Annotated in this window: 13 protein-coding genes; 4 read left to right on the top strand and 9 right to left on the bottom strand. The window is 69.9% G+C overall.

Features of this window, described 5'->3' with window-relative positions:
* Positions 1–110: 110 nt before the first annotated feature.
* From JNO44_RS30135 to JNO44_RS30110, 6 genes are all read right to left on the bottom strand, one after another.
* Positions 111–1538 carry an NAD(P)/FAD-dependent oxidoreductase gene (locus JNO44_RS30135; RefSeq protein ID WP_240167713.1) on the bottom strand — a complete coding sequence of 476 codons (1428 nt, stop codon included), beginning with the start codon at positions 1536–1538 and terminating at the stop codon, positions 111–113.
* A 14-nt stretch (positions 1539–1552) separates the two neighbouring features.
* Positions 1553–2431 carry an ABC transporter permease gene (locus JNO44_RS30130; protein WP_240167712.1) on the bottom strand — a complete coding sequence of 293 codons (879 nt, stop codon included), beginning with the start codon at positions 2429–2431 and terminating at the stop codon, positions 1553–1555.
* Complete coding sequence (locus JNO44_RS30125; protein ID WP_205366855.1) at positions 2431–3369, bottom strand: ABC transporter permease; 939 nt, start codon at positions 3367–3369, stop codon at positions 2431–2433. The genes JNO44_RS30130 and JNO44_RS30125 overlap by 1 nt, the downstream gene beginning before the upstream one ends.
* On the bottom strand, positions 3366–4547 hold the full coding sequence (locus tag JNO44_RS30120; RefSeq protein WP_039632332.1) for an ABC transporter ATP-binding protein: 1182 nt from the start codon (positions 4545–4547) through the stop codon (positions 3366–3368). Before JNO44_RS30120 ends, JNO44_RS30125 begins: the two co-directional genes overlap by 4 nt.
* 79 nt (positions 4548–4626) lie before the next feature.
* Entirely contained in the window at positions 4627–5901 is a 1275-nt protein-coding gene (locus tag JNO44_RS30115; protein ID WP_205366854.1) for an ABC transporter substrate-binding protein, read from the bottom strand.
* Between the two features lie 111 nt (positions 5902–6012).
* Complete coding sequence (locus JNO44_RS30110) at positions 6013–7530, bottom strand: gamma-aminobutyraldehyde dehydrogenase (protein ID WP_205366853.1); 1518 nt, start codon at positions 7528–7530, stop codon at positions 6013–6015.
* Positions 7531–7731: 201 nt separating this feature from the next.
* On the opposite strand from JNO44_RS30110, the gene JNO44_RS30105 reads away from it, so the two are divergent.
* A complete protein-coding gene (locus tag JNO44_RS30105; protein WP_205366852.1) occupies positions 7732–8352 on the top strand; it encodes an NADAR family protein in 621 nt (206 codons plus the stop codon).
* Positions 8353–8500: 148 nt separating this feature from the next.
* Positions 8501–9523 carry an adenosine deaminase gene (locus JNO44_RS30100; protein WP_205366851.1) on the top strand — a complete coding sequence of 341 codons (1023 nt, stop codon included), beginning with the start codon at positions 8501–8503 and terminating at the stop codon, positions 9521–9523.
* Positions 9524–9752: 229 nt separating this feature from the next.
* On the opposite strand, the gene JNO44_RS30095 is transcribed toward JNO44_RS30100, so the two are convergent.
* The 3 genes from JNO44_RS30095 to JNO44_RS30085 form a co-directional block, all read right to left on the bottom strand.
* Entirely contained in the window at positions 9753–10361 is a 609-nt protein-coding gene (locus JNO44_RS30095) for an HXXEE domain-containing protein (protein ID WP_205366850.1), read from the bottom strand.
* A 72-nt stretch (positions 10362–10433) separates the two neighbouring features.
* Positions 10434–11615: a polyamine ABC transporter substrate-binding protein gene (locus JNO44_RS30090; protein WP_205366849.1), complete on the bottom strand. Its 1182-nt coding sequence runs from the start codon at positions 11613–11615 to the stop codon at positions 10434–10436.
* A gap of 134 nt (positions 11616–11749) precedes the next feature.
* On the bottom strand, positions 11750–13204 hold the full coding sequence (locus JNO44_RS30085) for a gamma-aminobutyraldehyde dehydrogenase (RefSeq protein WP_205366848.1): 1455 nt from the start codon (positions 13202–13204) through the stop codon (positions 11750–11752).
* Positions 13205–13384: 180 nt separating this feature from the next.
* Between JNO44_RS30085 and JNO44_RS30080 the strand changes: the two genes are divergently transcribed.
* Together JNO44_RS30080 and JNO44_RS30075 are read left to right on the top strand one after the other, a co-directional pair.
* Positions 13385–13858 carry an Lrp/AsnC family transcriptional regulator gene (locus tag JNO44_RS30080; protein ID WP_039640768.1) on the top strand — a complete coding sequence of 158 codons (474 nt, stop codon included), beginning with the start codon at positions 13385–13387 and terminating at the stop codon, positions 13856–13858.
* Positions 13859–13860: 2 nt separating this feature from the next.
* Positions 13861–15222 (top strand): aspartate aminotransferase family protein, encoded by a 1362-nt coding sequence (locus JNO44_RS30075; RefSeq protein WP_039632344.1) that lies wholly within the window; start codon positions 13861–13863, stop codon positions 15220–15222.
* Positions 15223–15415: the final 193 nt, after the last annotated feature.

Genomic DNA, 15415 nt, shown 5'->3' with positions numbered 1-15415 from the left:
TCCACTAACAGTTGACTAACACCGTCCGTGCCCGGACCGATCCGACCCGGGCGAGGGCGGGCGACCACGCGGGCCGCCCGCCCCGGTCGGGCGCCGTCAGACTCGGCGGATCAGCTGTCGAAGCCCAGGCCGACCTTGTCCATGGCCTTGAGCCACAGGTTGCGCCGGCCGCCGTTCTCGTCGGCGCGGGTCATGGACCACTGGGTGATGCCGATGCCCAGCGAGCGCACCGGCTCGGGCGGGAACGGCAGCGGCTTGCTCCGCACCATCTCCAGCTCGGTCCGCTCGGTGCGCTCCCCCGACAGCAGGTCCAGCATCACCTCCGCGCCGAAGCGGGTGGCGCCGACGCCGAGCCCGGTGTAGCCGAGCGCGTACGCGGTCCGGCCGCCGTGGGCGGTGCCGAAGAAGGCCGAGAAGCGGGAGCAGGTGTCGATCGCGCCGCCCCAGGTGTGCGTGAAGCGGATGCCCTCCAACTGGGGGAAGCAGGTGAAGAAGTGCTCGGCCAGCTTGCGGTAGGTGTCCGGGTGGTGGTCGTACTCGGCCCGGACGTCGCCGCCGTAGTGGTAGATGATGTCGTAGCCGCCCCACAGGATGCGGTTGTCGGCGGTGATGCGGAAGTAGTGGAAGTGGTTGGCGCTGTCGCTCAGGCCGGGCCGGTTCTTCCAGCCGATGGCGGCGAGCTGCTGCTCGGTGAGCGGCTCGGTCATCAGGGCGTAGTCGTAGACCGGCGCGACGAACGGGCGGAGCCGCTTGACCAGCGACGGGAAGGCGTTGGTGGCCAGCGCCGCGTGCCGGGCGAAGACCCGGCCGTAGGGCGTGCGGACCGCGATGCCCGCGCCGCGCGAGGACAGTTGGGTACCGGGGGTGTGCTCGTAGATCCGCACGCCCAGGGAGCGGCAGGCCCGCTTCAGGCCCCAGGCGAGCTTGGCCGGGTGCACCATGGCGACGCCGGTGCGGTCCCACAGGCCGGCCAGGAAGGTGGGCGAGGCGACCTCGGCGCGGACCGCCTCGCGGTCGAGGAACTCATAGCCGGTGAGGCCCAGTTGCTCGGCTTCCTCGGCCATCTCGTGGAGTTCGGCGACCTGGTGCGGGGCGGTGGCGACGTCGATCTCGCCGGTGCGCTCGAAGTCGCAGTCGATGCCGTGGCGGGCGACCGCGTCCTCGATGGCGTCGAGGTTGCGGGCGCCCAACTCCTCCAGCTTGGTCAGTTCGCCGGGCCAACGGGCCAGTCCGTTGCCCAGCCCGTGGGTGAGGGAGGCGGCGCAGAAGCCGCCGTTGCGGCCGGAGGCGGCCCAGCCGACCTCCTGGCCCTCGATGAGGACGACGTCACGCTGCGGGTCGCGCTCCTTGGCGAGCAGCGCGGTCCACAGTCCTGAGTACCCGCCGCCGACGACCAGCAGGTCGCAGTGCTCGTCGCCGACGAGGGCGGGCTCGGTGTCCGGCCGGGCCGGGTCCTCAAGCCAGAACGGCGTGAGGGCGGCGTCGGCCAGCGCATGGACGGGGGAGACCCCCGAGGTCTTCATGGCAGCTCGTGCCATGGTTCTCAGCTCCTCTAGCTGCGTTTACTGCGCTTACGTCGGTTTCCGGCCGTCTGGCCGGCGAACACGCAGAGCACGGCGACCAGGAACATCGCCGTACCGATGACATTGATTTGAACGGGTGTGCCCCGCTGTGCCGATCCCCAGACGAACATGGGGAAGGTCACGGTGGAGCCGGCGTTGAAGTTCGTGATGATGAAGTCGTCGAAGGAGAGCGCGAAGGAGAGCAGGGCGCCGGCGGCGATGCCGGGCGCGGCGATCGGCAGCGTCACCCGCAGGAAGGTCTGCACCGGTGTGGCGTAGAGGTCCTGGGCGGCCTGTTCGAGCCGCGGGTCCATGCTCATCACGCGGGCCTTGACGGCGGTGACGACGAAGCTCAGGCAGAACATGATGTGCGCGATCAGGATCGTCCAGAAGCCGAACCGGATGCCCATGTTGAGGAAGAGGGTGGCCAGGGAGGCGGCCATGACGACCTCGGGCATCGCCATCGGCAGGAAGATCAGGGTGTTGACGGCCGCGCGGGCCCGGAAGCGGTAGCGGGCCAGCGCGAACGCGATCATGGTGCCGAGGGCGGTCGCGCCGACGGTGGCCCAGACGGCTATCTCCAGGCTCAGCCCGAGCGAGCCGCACATGTCGGCGACGCCGCACGGATCGGTCCAGGCGTCGGTGGAGAACCGCGTCCACTGGTAGTTGAAGCGCCCGTTGGGCTTGTTGAAGGAGAAGACCATCACCACGACGTTGGGCAGGACCAGATAGGCCAGCGTGGCCAGTCCCGCCAGGGTGACGAGGTTGCGGCGCAGCCAGCGCAGGCCCTTGCCGGAGGTGCGCCGGGGCGCCGGTGCGGTGGCCGTGGTTGCGGCCGGGTCCTTCGCGGGGGTGTCGGTTGCCGCCATCAGACCAGATCCTCCGTCCCGGACTTGCGGATGTAGATCGTGACCATGGCGAGGATGGCCGCCATGAGGATGAAGGAGAGCGCGGCGGCGGTCGGGTAGTCCAGGACCCGCAGGAACTGCGACTGGATGACGTTGCCGATCATCTTCTGGTCGGTGGAGCCCAGCAACTCGGCGTTGATGTAGTCGCCGGCGGCCGGGATGAAGGTCAGCAGGGTGCCGGCGACGACGCCGGGCATGGACAGCGGGAAGGTGACCCGGCGGAAGGTGGTGGCCGGGCGGGCGTAGAGGTCGCCGGCGGCCTCGTGCAACCGTGGGTCGATGCGCTCCAGCGAGGTGTACAGGGGCAGCACCATGAACGGCAGGAAGTTGTAGGTCAGACCGCAGACCACCGCCAGCGGGGTGGCCAGTACCCGGTGCCCTTCGGTGATGCCCAGGGCACTGGTGACGTCCAGGATGTGCAGCGCGTTGAGCGCGCCGACCACCGGGCCGCCGTCGGCCAGGATCGTCTTCCAGGCCAGAGTGCGGATCAGGAAGCTGGTGAAGAACGGGGCGATGACGAGGATCATCACGAGGTTGCGCCAGCGGCCGGCCTTGAAGGCGATCAGATACGCCAGGGGGTAGCCGAGCAGCAGGCAGAGCACGGTGGCGATCGCCGCGTAGCCGACCGAGCGGACGAACTGCGGCCAGTATTCGGCCAGCGCGTCCCAGTAGGTGGCGAAGTGCCAGGTGAGCTTGAAGCCCTCTTCGAGGGAGCCGGTCTGGAGGGAGGTCGATGCCTGGTAGACGAGTGGGGCGGCGAAGAAGACGACCAGCCAGAGGATGCCGGGGAGCAGCAGCCAGTAGGGGACCAGGCGCTTGCGGGTGGGGGTCTTGCGGATCGGCAGTGCCGCGTCCTCGGTGGGCGCCTCCGGTGGCGCGGGGGCTTCGGTGGTGCTCATGCGGCCTCCTCGTCGAGGTCCGCGCCGGCGTCGCCCACTGTCCCGGCGAGCAGGGACTGGTCGGCGTCGAGGCCGAAGGTGTGCTCCGGCTCCCAGTGCAGGACGATGTCGGCGCCGGGGACCAGGCGGCCGTCCCGCCCGATGTTCTGCTCGTAGACGGAGAGTTCACCGACGCCGGGGACGTCCACGACGTACTGGGTGGAGACGCCGATGAAGCTGGCGATCTTCACGCGGCCGGCCATCCGGTTGTGCCCCTCGGGTATCGCCGCGGCGTCGTCGGCGTGCGCCAGGACGACCTTCTCCGGGCGGAAGCCGGCCAGCACCTTCTCGCCCTTGCGGGCCGGGGTGCTACATCGCCGGGTGGGCAGCCGGAGCGTGGCGCCGCCGGCCGTCAGGACGAGTTCCGTGCCGCCGGCCTCGGTGACCTCGGCCTCGATGAGGTTGGAGGTGCCCAGGAAGTTCGCGACGAAGGTGGTGGCGGGGTTCTCGTACAACTCGGCGGGGGCGCCGAGCTGTTCGACCCGGCCGCCGTTCATCACGGCCACGGTGTCGGCCATCGTCATGGCCTCCTCCTGGTCGTGGGTGACGTGCACGAAGGTGATGCCGACCTCGGTCTGGATGCGCTTGAGCTCCAGCTGCATCTGGCGGCGCAGCTTGAGGTCGAGGGCGCCCAGCGGTTCGTCCAGCAGCAGCACCTCGGGGTGGTTGATCAGCGCGCGGGCGACCGCGACCCGCTGCTGCTGACCGCCGGAGAGCTGCTGCGGCTTGCGGCGCGCCATCGGGCCGAGCTGGACCAGGTCGAGCATCTCCTCGACCTGCTTCTTGACGGACTTGATGCCGCGGCGGCGCAGTCCGAAGGCGACGTTCTCGTAGATGTCCAGGTGCGGGAAGAGCGCGTAGTTCTGGAAGACGGTGTTGACCTGGCGCTTGTAGGGCGGCAGGGCGGTGACGTCCCGGCCGGCGAGTTCGACCGTCCCGGTGGTGGGCTCCTCCAGGCCGGCGATCATGCGCAGGGTGGTGGTCTTGCCGCAGCCGGAGGCGCCCAGCAGCGCGAAGAAGGACCCGGCGGGGATGGTGAGGTCGAGCGGGTGGACGGCGGTGAAGGAGCCGTAGGTTTTGCTGATCCGGTGCAGGCGGACGTCGCCGCCGCTGCTCTGGGGGGTCGAGGTAGTGGTCATATGGGTCGTCCCGTGGGTCGTAAGGGGGCAGAACGGCTCGGGCGGGCCCGGTGTGCGGCCGGGCGCCGTCGGGACCGGCTCAGGCACCGGTGAGGTCGGAGAACTTCTGGTTGAACACCCTGTTCTCCTGAGGGTTCAGGGCGCGGAAGGAGTGGGACCGGGCGGTCATCTCCTCGTCCGGCAGGATCAGCGGGTTCTCCGCCAACTCCCGGTCGATCCGGGCGAGTTCCGCGCGCACCCCGTCGACGGGGCAGGCGTAGTTGATGTACGCGGCGAGCCGGGCCGCGACCTTCGGCTCGTAGTAGTAGTCGATGAGCCGTTCGGCGTTCCCCTTGTGGCGGGCTTTGCTGGGCACCATCAGGTTGTCGGTGGAGGTCATGTAGCCGGCCTTGGGGACGGCGTAGCGGATGTCGGGGTTGTCGCTCTGCAGTTGGACGACGTCCCCGGCCCAGGCGACGCACGCGGCGAGGTCGCCCTTGTCCAGGTCGTTGGTGTAGTCGTTGCCGGTGAAGCGGCGGATCTGCTTGGTGTCGACGCCCTTCTGGAGGCGGGCGAGCGCGGCGTCGTAGTCGTCGGCGGTGACGTCCTCGGGCCGTTTGCCCATGTCGAGCAGGGTCAGCCCGACGGTGTCGCGCATCTCGGAGAGAAAGCCGACCCGCCCCTTGAGCTGCGGGTCCTCCAGCAGCTGGCTGATCGAGTCGACGCTCCGGCCGCCGGTGGCCTTGGCGTTGTAGGCGATGATCGCGGGAATGCTCTGCCAGACGTAGGAGTGCTTGCGGCCCGGGTCCCAGGTGGGGTTGCGGAACTGCGCCGCGAGGTTGGCCCGGGCGTGCGGCAGGCGGTCCGCGTCGAGCGGCTGGATCCAGCCGAGCGAGATCATCCGGGCGCACATCCAGTCGGTGAGGACGATCAGGTCGCGCCCGGTGTCCTGGCCGTTGGCGAGCTGTGCCTGGATCTTGCCGAAGAACTCGTCGTTGTCGTTGATGTCCTCGGTGTACGTCACGGCGATGCCGGTGCGCCGCTGGAAGGCGTCCAGCGTGGGGTGGCGCCTGCCGTCGTCGCTGACGTCCATGTACTCGGTCCAGTTGGAGAAGTTCAGCCGCTTCTCCGCCGTGGAGTGGTCCACGGTCAGCGCCGCGTCGGTGCGGCCGGCGGGGGCGATGCCGCAGGCCGACAGGGCCGCGGAGCCGCCGACCACGGCAGCCAGGGCCCCGCCGGCCCGGAGCAGCGAGCGGCGGGTCATGGCGAGCCGGCCGGTGGTCAGGCTGCGGCGCAGGGCGGTGAGCTCGGCCGTCGAGAAGGGGGCGTGCGGCGACGATGGTGCCGCGGCGGCGGGCTGCTCGAGGTGCTCCATGCGCGTGGCCTTTCAGGGGTGTGCCCGGCGTGCGGCCGGTGGTGACGGTGGTGCGCGGCCCCGGCCGCGGGCGGGTGGGACGCCCGTGGGAGGGGCGCCCCTAGGGCGGGGTCAGCCGCGGTCCCCGAAGATCGTCCGGTGCCAGTCCTTCCTGGCGACCCCGGTGATGTCATACATCACGTGCTTGACCTGCGTGTATTCCTCGAAGGAGTACGCCGACATGTCCTTGCCGAAGCCGGACGCCTTGGCGCCGCCGTGCGGCATCTCGCTGATGATCGGGATGTGGTCGTTGATCCAGACGCAGCCGGCGTTGAGCTCGCGGGTGGCCCGGCCGGTGCGGTAGACGTCCCGGCTCCAGGCGGACGCGGCCAGCCCGTAGGGGGTGTCGTTGGCCAGCGCGAGGCCCTCGTCGTCGCTGTCGAAGGGCAGCACGACCAGCACCGGGCCGAAGATCTCGGACTGCACGATCTCGCTGTCCTGGGCGGCGCCGGCGATCAGCGTCGGCCGGTAGTAGGCGCCCTTGGCCAGTTCCCCCTGGGGCGCCTCGCCGCCGGTGACCACGGTGGCGTAGCCGCGGGCCCGCTCGACGAACCCGGCCACCCGGTCCCGCTGGGTGTGCGAGATCAGCGGCCCGAGGTCGGTGGACGGGTCGAACGGGTCGCCCAGCCGCACGGCCGCCATCAGGTCCGCCACGCCGCTGACGAACGCGTCGTAGAGCGGGCGCTGGACGTAGGCGCGGGTGGCCGCGGTGCAGTCCTGGCCCGTATTGATCAGGGCGCCGGCGACCGCCCCGTGGACCGCGGCCTCCAGGTCGGCGTCGTCGAAGACCACGAACGGGGCCTTGCCGCCGAGCTCCAGGTGGAGCCGCTTGACGGTGCCGGTGGCGATCTCGGCGACCCGCTTGCCCACGGCGGTGGAGCCGGTGAAGGAGGTCATGGCGACGTCGGGGTGGCCCACCAGGTGCTCACCGGCGTCCCGGCCGGCGCCGGAGACGATGTTGAGGACGCCGTCGGGGAGCCCGGCGCGCTGCGCGGCCTGCGCGAACAGCAGCGAGGTCAGCGGGGTGATCTCGGCGGGCTTGAGGACGATGGTGTTGCCCGCGGCGATGGCCGGCAGCACCTTCCAGGCGGCCATCTGGAGCGGATAGTTCCAGGGTGCGATGGAACCGACCACGCCGACCGGTTCCCGGCGGATCATCGAGGTGTGGTCGCCGCTGTATTCGGCGGCCGCCTTGCCCTCCAGATGGCGGGCGGCACCGGCGAAGAACGCGGCGTTGTCGATCGTGCCAGGAACGTCGAACTCTTTGCTGAGCTTGATGGGCTTTCCGCAGTTCAGGGATTCGGCGGCGGCGAGGTCCGCGGCGTCCTCGGCGAGCGCAGCGGCGAAGCCGTGCAGGGTGTCGGAACGCTCACCGGGCGTCGCCCCGGCCCAGGCCGGGAAGGCCCGCGCGGCAGCCGCCACCGCGGCGTCCACATCGCCGGTACCTGCGAGTTCGTACCGCAGGACGGTCTCCCCGGTGGCCGGGTCGACGACGTCCTGGGTGCGGCCGGAGGTGCCGCGCCGAAGACTCCCGGCGATGAATTGCGCGCCCTCGGCGAATCGTTCGGTCACTTCGGATCGCTGGTCCATGGTGCTCTCCTCCGCCGGGCGCCGGGGCCGCTCAGGGCACTACCAGGCGTAGCTATTACCGGAATCGATGGCCGATCCTGACAGAGCAGAAGGCGACCAACAAGTGATTCCGTTGTTGCCTTTTGGTTACGCAACGAATTCTGCGAATTCAGTGGCCCGGGCCCCCGACACGTTGTCAGTGCCCGCTGACAGAATCCCGGCATGATGCACGACAACACGGGGACCACCGCCGCTCACGCCGCCGACGGACCGCGCTCGGTGACGGAGCTGATCGCACTGACCGCCACCGGCCAGCGGGTCAAGTATGTCCACTTCTGGGGGCATCGCCCGCCCCGCGGCGGCGGCATCGGAGCGAGCTGTTTCAGCCAGTGGTGGCCCTCCCCCTTCACCGTCGACGGCGTCCGCTACGCCACCGCCGAGCACTGGATGATGGCCGGCAAGGCCCGGCTCTTCGACGACGCGGACGCCGAGCGCCGGGCCCTCGCCGCCACCCACCCCAAGCAGGCCAAGGACGCCGGGCGGACGGTCCGCGGCTTCGACGAGGAGGTCTGGCGGCAGCACCGCTTCGCCCTGATCGTCGAGGGCAGCCGGCACAAATTCGGCCAGGATCCGGAGCTGCGGGAGTTCCTGCTGGGCACCGGCTCCCGCGTCCTGGTGGAGGCCAGCCCCGTGGACCGGATATGGGGCATCGGCCTCGCGGCCGACGACGACCGCGCCGCGGATCCGGCACGCTGGCGCGGGCTGAACCTCCTGGGCTTCGCCCTGATGGAGGCCCGCCAGCGACTGTCGGAGGGGGACGCCGGCCGGGCCGGCCAGGAGTGAGGCACGGCGGCGGGCCGGCACCGATCGCCGCGGCCGGCCGAGCGCCCCGCACGGGGCTCCCCCACCGGCCCCACGACCGCCCAGCCCCCCGCCCTACGATGACCACACCGCATCGTCCGCCCCGCGCACCCTCACCCAGGAGGAACCGTTGTCCGACCTCGACACCTTCATCGCGGGCCTGCCCAAGGCGGAGCTGCACGTCCACCACGTCGGCTCGGCCTCGCCGCGGATCGTCTCCGCGCTGGCAGCCCGGCACCCCGACTCCGCGGTGCCCAGCGACCCCGAGGCGCTCGCCGACTACTTCACCTTCCGCGACTTCGCCCACTTCATCGAGGTCTACCTCTCCGTCGTGGACCTGATCCGCGACGCCGAGGACGTCCGCCTGCTGACGTACGAGGTCGCCCGCGACATGGCCCGCCAGCAGATCCGCTACGCCGAGCTGACCATCACGCCCTTCAGCTCGGTCCGCCGCGGCATCCCGGACGCCGCCTTCGTCGAGGCCATCGAGGACGCCCGGAAGGCGGCCGAGTCCGAGTGGGGCGTGGTGCTGCGCTGGTGCTTCGACGTCCCCGGCGAGGCGGGCCTGGAGGCCGCCGAGGAGACCGCCCGGATCGCCTGTGAGCTGCAGCCCGAGGGCCTGGTCTCGTTCGGGCTGGGCGGCCCCGAGATCGGCGTCCCGCGGCCCCAGTTCAAGCCGTACTTCGACCGGGCCATCGCCGCCGGGCTGCGCTCCGTCCCGCACGCCGGCGAGACCACCGGCCCCGGCACCATCTGGGACGCCCTGACCTCCCTGCGCGCCGAGCGGATCGGCCACGGCACCAGCGCCACCCAGGACCCGAAGCTGCTGGCCCATCTCGCCGAGCACCGCATCCCGTTGGAGGTCTGCCCGACCTCCAACATCGCCACCCGCGCGGTGCGCACCCTGGAGGAGCACCCGATCAAGGAGATGGTCGACGCCGGCGTCCTGGTCACCATCAACAGCGACGACCCCCCGATGTTCGGCACCGACCTCAACACCGAATACGCCGTCGCCGCCCGTCTGCTGGGTCTGGACGCCGCGGGGGTCGCCGCCCTCGCCAAGAACTCGGTCACCGCGTCGTTCATGGACGACCCGGCCAAGGCGCGGCTGGCGGCCGAGATCGACGCCTACGCGGCGGGCTGGCACGCCTGACCGGCCTCCGGGTGGCAGCTGGGCGACTGGGCGGCGGCCGCCCGCGGCGCGTACCGCCTCGGCACCGGAACTCCCGCCTACCGCTTGCCGGTTGGCGGGTGCCTGTTGGGGGCCCGTTGGGGGGTGCCGGTCGGCGATCGGCGGCTGGCGATCGGCCTATCTTCGGCGGCGACGGGGACTCAGCCGCGCACCCGCCCCGCCGAGGGCCGGACCGAACCCCCGGCCGCCCTCACTCCTTGACCAGGCGCCGCGCCACGGCGTGCGAGACGACGGTGGCGGCGGCCGCGGCGGCGATCCCCCGTGCCGTGCTGCCCGGGGTCGTCGGCCGCAGCCGACCGGCCCGCCGCAGCCGACCGCGGGCCCAGAGCGTGAACGGGATCACGAGCACCGGCGAGGTGGCGACCCCGGGCGTGTAGCCGCGGACCACGGCGGCCTGCGCGAGGTGCATCAGGCCGTGCAGCCCGAAGCCGTCCAGCGTGGCCTGGAAGAACGCGGACCGGCCGCCGCTGCGGTACCCGCTGGCCGCCGCCGCGGCCACGATGCCCGCCATCACCGTCACCGCCACGGCGAACTCCCGCTCGGTGACGCCCTCCACGGCCCGCCAGACCCCCATGGGCACCTGCGGGAACCGCTTGCGCAGCGCCGGTACGTTCTCCCGCACCCAGCGCGGCCCGAAGGCCACCTCCTCGGCGTCGTGCAACGCCCAGGCGGCGAACAGCCCCAGGGTCACGGCCGGCGATATCCGGCCCCCGGACGACGCGCACGACTCGGACGCTCCACACGGCCCGGACAGCCCGGACGGCTCCGGGAACTTCGACTGCATCGCGGAGATCGACATAACCGCCAAGTCTGGCAGGCAAGTTGATCACCTCGGCCACCGCCCCACCCCGACCACGACCCCCACCAACGGCTACAGCCCCACGATCCCGTTCCACGCCTTGGCGAACTCGGGCCGCTCCTTGGCCGTGACATCCCGCGCGATGGCCAGCCGCCTGCGCATCGCCCCGTCGGGGAAGATCAGCGGATCCGCGGCGAGTTGGGCCTGCTCCTTGTCCTTGGACGAGGCGAGCACCTCACGCGCGGCCGGCACCGGGCAGACGTAGTTGACCCAGGCGGCCAGTTCGGCGGCGACCTCCGGCTGGTAGTAGTAGTCGATCAGTCGCTCGGCGTTCCGCTTGTGGGCCGCGAGGTTGGGGATCATCATGCTCTCCGCCCACAGCTCCGCGCCCTCCTCGGGGACCACGAACTCGATGTCCGGGTTATCCGCCTTCAGCTGGATCACATCGCCGGAGTACGCCTGCGCGGCGAGCACATCGCCGGAGTCCAGGTCCTTGATGTAGTCGTTGCCGGTGAACCGGCGGATGTGGCCCTTGTGGACCAGGGCGCGCACCTGGTCGATCATCCGGTGGAAGTCGGCGGCGGTCCAGCGGGTGATGTCCACGCCGTTGCCCTGGAGCAGCATGGCGAACGCCTCGTCCATGCCGGACAGCAGGGTGACCCGGCCGCGCAGGTCGTCCTTCCACAGGTCGGAGGTGTGCTTGATCTCCCGGCCCAGCTTCTTGCGGTTGTAGGCGATGCCGGTGATCCCCGACTGCCAGGGCACCGAGTGCGTGCGGCCGGGGTCGAAGTGCGGATCGCGCAGCAGCGGATCGAGGTACCGGGCGACGTTGGGCTGGGCCGCGCGGTCCATCGTCTCGACCCAGCCCAGCCGGACGTACCGGGCGCACATCCAGTCGCTGATGACGACCAGGTCGCGCCCGGTGGCCTGGTGGTTCATCAGCGCGGGGCTGATCTTCCCGAAGAACTCGTCGTTGTCGTTGATCTCCTCGGTGTACGTCACGGAGATCCCGGTGCGCTTCTGGAACGCGTCCAGCGTGGGGCGGCGCTGCGGGTCGTGGTCGTCGACGTCGATGTAGAGCGGCCAGTTGGCGAAGACCAGCTTGCGCTCGCGCGCGGAGCGGTCCGGGGCCTCGCGGTCGGCGGCCTCGACGTACGCCGGCGGCACCCCGCATCCCGTCATGGCGGCCAGCGCCCCGGTCACACCGATTCCGCCCATGCCCCGAAGCAGCGAACGCCGCGAAAGATCAGCCATGGCGAGCACTCTCACGTGCCGCGGGCGGAGGCGGCAAGAGACAGAGCGTCCATTGCCGGGCCTCCGCCCGCGACGGTGTGTCGAGCGTTCCGTGCCGCCCGACGGTGGGGATCCCCCGGTGGGTACCGGTCGGTTCAGCCGTCCAGCGAGGTCATCACGTGCTTGATCCGGGTGTAGTCGTCGAAGCCGTAGGCGGACAGGTCCTTGCCGTAGCCAGACTTCTTGAAGCCGCCGTGCGGCATCTCGGCGACCAGCGGGATGTGGGTGTTGATCCACACGCAACCGAAGTCGAGGGCCTTGGACATCCGCATCGCGCGGGCGTGGTCCTTGGTCCACACCGAGGAGGCCAGGGCGTACTCGACGCCGTTGGCCCACTCCACCGCCTGCTTCTCGTCGGCGAAGGACTGCACGGTGATGACCGGGCCGAAGACCTCGTTCTGGACGATCTCGTCGTCCTGCTTCAGGCCCGAGACGACGGTCGGGGCGAAGAAGTAGCCCTTCTCGCCGACCTGTTCGCCGCCGGCCTCGATCTTGGCGTGCGCGGGCAGCCGCTCGATGAAGCCCTTGACCTGCGCCAGCTGGTTGGCGTTGTTCAGCGGACCGTAGAGCACGTCCTCGTCGTCGATCGCACCGGTCTTGGTCTCCGAGGCGGCCTTGGCCAGCGCGGCGACGAACTCGTCGTGGATGGACTCCTGGACGAGCACACGGGTGGCGGCCGTACAGTCCTGGCCGGCGTTGAAGTAGCCGGCGGTGGCGATGTCCTCGACGGCCTTGGCGATGTCGGTGTCCTCGAAGACCACGACCGGGGCCTTGCCGCCGAGCTCCAGGTGGACTCGCTTGAGGTCCTTGGACGCGGACTCGGCGACCTGCATGCCGGCGCGCACCGAGCCGGTGATCGAGGCCATCGCCGGGACCTTGTGCTCGACCATCAGGCGGCCGGTCTCCCGGTCGCCGCAGATGACGTTGAACACGCCGCGGGAGTGGCCCAGTTCGTCCAGGACGCCACCGATGATCTCGGCGATCAGCACCGTCGAGGCGGGGGTGGTGTCGGAGGGCTTGATGACCACGGTGTTGCCCGCGGCGAGCGCCGGGGCGAACTTCCACACGGCCATCATCATCGGGTAGTTCCACGGCGCGACCTGGGCGCAGACACCCACCGGCTCACGACGGATGATGGAGGTGAAGCCGTCCATGTACTCGCCGGCCGAGCGGCCTTCGAGCATCCGGGCGGCACCCGCGAAGAAGCGGATCTGGTCCACCATCGGCGGGATCTCCTCGGAGCGGACCAGGGCGATCGGCTTGCCGCAGTTCTCGGACTCGGCGGCGATCAGCTCCTCGGCACGCTCCTCGAAGCGGTCGGCGATCTTGAGCAGGACCTTCTGGCGCTCGGCCGGGATCAGGTCACGCCAGGCGGGGAACGCGGCTTCCGCGGCCGCCATGGCCGCGTCCACGTCCGGGGCGCCGGAGAGCGGGGCGGTGGCGTACGGCTCACCCGTGGCCGGGTTGACCACCTCCGTGGTCCGCCCGTCGGCGGCATCCCGGAACTCCCCGTCGATGTAGTTGCGCAGACGACGCAGTGCGGTGGTCACTGTGCGCCCCCTTCAATGTCAGATGTCCGGTGGTTGCGACCCCACACTATCCGCGGGAGCCACGTTTTCAACACACCCACACGGCTCGAACAACGAAATCAGTGAAATCCACCTCGATCAACAACTGATTTCATCGCTTTGGGGTTGCCATACCGTCGAACCTCGTGCACAGTGAAGGACGTGGCCACTCGTGACAGAAACGGCACTCCGTCGATCGACTCCGTCTCCCTGGCGATCATCGAGCAGCTCCAGGAGGACGGGCGCCGTCCGTACGCCGCGATCGGCAAGGCCGTGGGCCTGTCCGAGGCGGCAGTGCGGCAGCGCGTACAGAAGCTGCTCGACCAAGGCGTGATGCAGATCGTCGCGGTCACCGACCCCCTCACGGTCGGTCTCCGCCGGCAGGCAATGGTCGGCATCAACGTCGAGGGCGACCTCGACCCCGTGGCCGACGCCCTGACGACCATGGAGGAGGTCGAATACGTCGTCATGACGGCAGGCTCCTTCGATCTCATCATCGAGATCGTCTGCGAGGACGACGACCACCTTCTGGAAATGATCAACAAGCGGATCCGCACGCTTCCCGGCGTCCGATCCACCGAGAGCTTCGTGTACCTCAAGCTCCGGAAGCAGACCTACACCTGGGGAACGAGATAGCAATGAGCGCCGACCTCTCCAAGACGGCGTACGACCACCTGTGGATGCACTTCACCCGCATGTCGTCGTACGAGAACGCCCCCGTGCCCACGATCGTGCGCGGCGAGGGCACCAACATCTACGACGACAAGGGCAAGCGCTACATCGACGGCCTCGCCGGCCTCTTCGTGGTCAACGCCGGCCACGGCCGGGTCGAGCTCGCCGAGACTGCCTACAAGCAGGCCCAGGAGCTGGCCTTCTTCCCCGTGTGGTCCTACGCCCACCCCAAGGCCGTGGAGCTTGCCGAGCGCCTGGCGAACTACGCCCCGGGCGACCTGAACAAGGTCTTCTTCACCACCGGTGGCGGCGAGGCGGTCGAGACCGCCTGGAAGCTCGCCAAGCAGTACTTCAAGCTCACCGGCAAGCCGATGAAGCACAAGGTCATATCCCGCGCGGTCGCCTACCACGGCACCCCGCAGGGCGCCCTGTCGATCACCGGCCTGCCGGGCCTGAAGGCCCCCTTCGAGCCGCTGGTCCCCGGCGCGCACAAGGTCCCGAACACCAACATCTACCGCGCCCCGATCCACGGCGACGACCCCGAGGCCTTCGGCCGCTGGGCCGCCGACCAAATCGAGCAGCAGATCCTCTTCGAGGGCCCGGAGACCGTCGCCGCGGTCTTCCTGGAGCCGGTGCAGAACGCCGGTGGCTGCTTCCCGCCGCCCCCCGGCTACTTCCGTCGGGTCCGCGAGATCTGCGACCAGTACGACGTGCTGCTCGTCTCCGACGAGGTCATCTGCGCCTTCGGCCGCCTCGGCACGATGTTCGCCTGTGACAAGTTCGACTACGTCCCGGACATGATCACCTGCGCCAAGGGCATGACCTCGGGCTACTCCCCGATCGGCGCCTGCATCATCTCCGACCGCCTCGCCGAGCCGTTCTACAAGGGTGACAACACCTTCCTGCACGGCTACACCTTCGGTGGCCACCCGGTCTCCTCGGCCGTGGCGCTCGCGAACTTCGACATCTTCGAGCGCGAGGGCCTCAACCAGCACGTGCTCAAGAACGAGGGCAACTTCCTCAGCACCCTGCAGAAGCTGCACGACCTGCCGATCGTCGGCGACGTCCGCGGCAACGGCTTCTTCTACGGCATCGAGCTCGTGAAGGACAAGGCCACCAAGGAGTCCTTCAACGACGAGGAGACCGAGCGCGTCCTCTACGGCTTCCTCTCCAAGGCCCTGTACGACAACGGCCTCTACTGCCGCGCCGACGACCGTGGCGACCCGGTCATCCAGCTGGCCCCGCCGCTGATCGCAGACCAGCCGGTCTTCGACGAGATCGAGCAGATCCTGCGCTCCGTCCTCACCGAGGCGTGGACCAAGCTCTGATCATCGCGTCACCTCCTGGTGCGCCAGTGGATAGCTGAACAACTGAACACCAGTGCACAACTGCACATCCGACGGCCTGGATTCGCTCGTTCCCATCCATACGAGTGAATCTGGGCCGTTGTGGCTGCCGAGCCACAAATGACCGAGGATGCGATTCCTTACCGTGCTGGTGACCGATACCCTCCGTGGTCGT

This window comes from Streptomyces noursei, assembly GCF_016917755.1.
Taxonomy (GTDB): Bacteria; Actinomycetota; Actinomycetes; order Streptomycetales; family Streptomycetaceae; genus Streptomyces; species Streptomyces yunnanensis.
This window is presented reverse-complemented; position numbering and strand designations above follow the sequence as displayed.